This is a genomic window from Xanthomonas sp. 3058, from assembly GCF_014199765.1.
Taxonomy (GTDB): Bacteria; Pseudomonadota; Gammaproteobacteria; order Xanthomonadales; family Xanthomonadaceae; genus Xanthomonas; species Xanthomonas campestris_B.
In genome coordinates, this window is the sequence record NZ_JACHOF010000046.1 from 1 (window position 1) to 2,997 (window position 2,997).

Here is a 2,997-nt window from a genome sequence, read left to right on the forward strand (position 1 = left end):
TTCGCGGGCAATGGTGGCTACCACGTCACTGCCGGCAACGTAAACCTGATCGGAGGCGCGATCGCCAGCACCAATGCCGGTGCCAGCGAACTGACCGCCGACTCGCTGACGTTTATCGATCTGAAAAACCAGATGGACTACAGCGCCGTGTCGGCGGCAATCAGCGGTGGTATCGGAAGCACCGGCGACGGCGAGACCGATGCGAACGGCAAGCCCGTGCAACAAAGCGTGGGCAATCAGTTCAGGGACATCGGCCACAACATCGTCAACGGCAACTACGGCGAGGCCAACTACAGCAGCTTCAACCCCGGCATCCCGGTCATGCAGAGCGGCAGCGACACCAGCTACACCCGCGCCACGTTGACCGAAGGCAACATCAAGATCGGCGGCAAGACCACCACGGCAGCGGCTCTGGGTATCAACACCGATGCCAGCGCCGCCCACGAAGCGGTAGCGGCGCTGCCGGACGTACGCAAGATCCTGGGCGAACAGCAGGCGCTGGCCGCCGCAACCGGGACCGTGATGACCACCGCCAAGCAGATTGGCGATGACATTGCAGCCAGTGCGAATAGGAAGGTCAATGAGGCAGAGGCACAGTACAAAGGAAGTTTGAGTCCCGAAGAGGCAGACCGGTTTGCAGGCTTGAGCACTGCTGACAAACAGCGGGAAATGCTGCAGAACAGTCCCGACTACAGCGCAGCCTACACATCGCAACAACAATGGGGCATCGGCGGCGACTACAGTCGGGCGTTGCAGGCGGTGACGACGGTCGTGGTGGGCGGCCTGTCAGGCCAAGGCGGCGGCCAGGTCGCCACCAATGCATTGGCACCGTATGCCGCGCAGCTGATCGGCAGGACGTTCGACCAAAACCACGGCAGCGATCCAAACGCCGCATTGCAAGTGCTGTCGCATGCGGTGCTAGGCGCGGTGCTGGCACAAGTCAACGGAACCTCCATGACAGGCGGTGCGCTGGCAGGGGCTGGCGGTGAGCTGGCTGCAAAATATTTGACCCAAACCCTCTACGGCGATGATCCGCGCGCTATCGACCCGGTAACGGGGAAGTTTAATCCGAACCTGCTGCCGGAACAGGATAAGCAGATACTGGTGGCCTTGTCGGAGGCGGTTGGCGCGATTGCTGGCGGCTTGGCTGGTGGCAGCTTGGCTGATGCGGCTACTAGTGCAAACATCGCTAAGAATGCTGTGGAGAATAACTGGCTCACCAAATCAGAAGACGATTATTTAAAGCTCGCCAAATCGCTCTGCCAGCATGGAAGCAAAGACGCTTGTGATGCCGAGAAGAAACTCACTGCTCTCGATAAAATTCGAGATGAAGAAAAGAAGCTTTACTCCGACAAAGTCACCAATGAACTGAAAGCGGCAGGAAAGCTCACCCAGGAAAATTACGATAAGGCTATGGAGTCCTATTGGAAAGATCAGGGCTTTTTCATTAGAGAACGAGATGTCGTTTATTCTGGTGACGTGTCAAGCCGTACTTTCCCTACGTCCGGGGAGTTAATGTATAACGGAATTGGTGAAATGGCGGACAATCTGAAGTACGCCCAGCCCGGAACTGCCCTTAGCCTTTTTCTAGGTCGCGGATTGCTAGCTGGCTTCGGTCAAACGGTTGCTGGCTGGGAAGATGCGTGGAGCAGTAACACTGCAATTAATTATTTCACTGGAGAATCCGTTATTGGGCTTGATGCGCTTGATGCACGTGTGTTAAGTCTTGCTGATATACTGACTTTGGGAATGACTGGTACGAGCAAGGCTAGGCCAGTTATTGCAGAACTAGAAAATCAAATAGAAAAACGTTCGCCAATTTTTAAAGATCTTCTAACCAAGACGCTCCCGGATGAAATTAGAGGTGACGGGCTAAATAAAAAGACTGCTCAGGACGTATTAAATGAAATTCAGGCGGGTGGACTTCCGGGGCGACCAATTAGTGGGCTCGGGACACCAAGAGAGATGCCCGCGACATCGGACCCTGACCTGGCAGCGGAGACTCTAGCGAAAGAATTCTTCGGAGGAGTTAAGCCAAGTGATGCAACTAATATGAAGAATGGTTCATGGCGCGCCAAGACTCCAGATGGAACCTGGGTTACTTATCGTCCGGCTGGTATAGCGAGCGATAAGACATTGCAGACTACGGCCTCCTTAGACATTAATGGAAAATCTGTAAATCTAGCTAACGGTGGTGAACACAACGTTCTTAAGTTAAAATTTCCGCTGACTGGAAATACTGGACCCAATCCAACCCGTTGAGGCCAATGTGATTACTGACGAGATTAAAATACGGACCGCATTTGTTTTAAATGTTCTTTCTAAAAGTGAAATGCCGGTCTGCTTCTTCAGATTTAATGAATGCAAAATAAGTAATGACAGTGTTTTTCTTCACAAACTTTCCGTCTCCATTATACATTTCTGCCTTGCTGCAAATTTAGTTAAATTGGCGCCTAGCGATTGGCTTGAAATTAATGAGATAGGGACGCTAGATGAGTACGTCAACATGCTTGCTAGCATTAATCCCGAAAGTGAAAGTGAATCCGATTACATTAATGGGCATGATTATGCCGCTAAACTCATAGTGTGGATGGATGCTCAAATCGAATGCACACCGCTGGGTGATGAGCTAATTTATTTTTATTTTGCCAACGAATCTGATATTCAAAACATACATGTTGTCCGAGAATTTTGGGATAGATTGGTTTGTATTTTTAATGATAATGGATTTTTTTTAGAGAAAACATGAACCATACCGGTGGCTGGTTTTTTCAGTATAAAGAACGGGGATTAGGTGTAATTAATAAATCAACCTGACCCTTCGTTCGGCCGAAGGCAACGCTTTGTTGCTGGCCAGCAAGGACATCGTGTTCGATGTCGCGCACAACACCCAATCCAGCAGCAACGCCAGCACTGGCAAGGGCTGGGGCTTCAATAACGCGGCCGGCCTGCCCTATGGCAACTACAACCAGCAAGGCACCGGCAACGGCCAGACCG

At 51.7% G+C, this 2,997-nt stretch carries 2 protein-coding genes; both read left to right on the forward strand.

The window, feature by feature from the left end:
- Positions 1-2,262, forward strand: a 2,262-nt coding sequence (locus GGR61_RS20755; RefSeq protein ID WP_184623800.1) for a VENN motif pre-toxin domain-containing protein, incomplete at its 5' end; no start/stop codon positions are given.
- Positions 2,263-2,269: 7 nt separating this feature from the next.
- Positions 2,270-2,749, forward strand: coding sequence for a hypothetical protein (locus GGR61_RS20760; protein ID WP_184623802.1), 480 nt, complete (start codon positions 2,270-2,272; stop codon positions 2,747-2,749).
- The last annotated feature ends 248 nt before the right edge of the window (positions 2,750-2,997 follow it).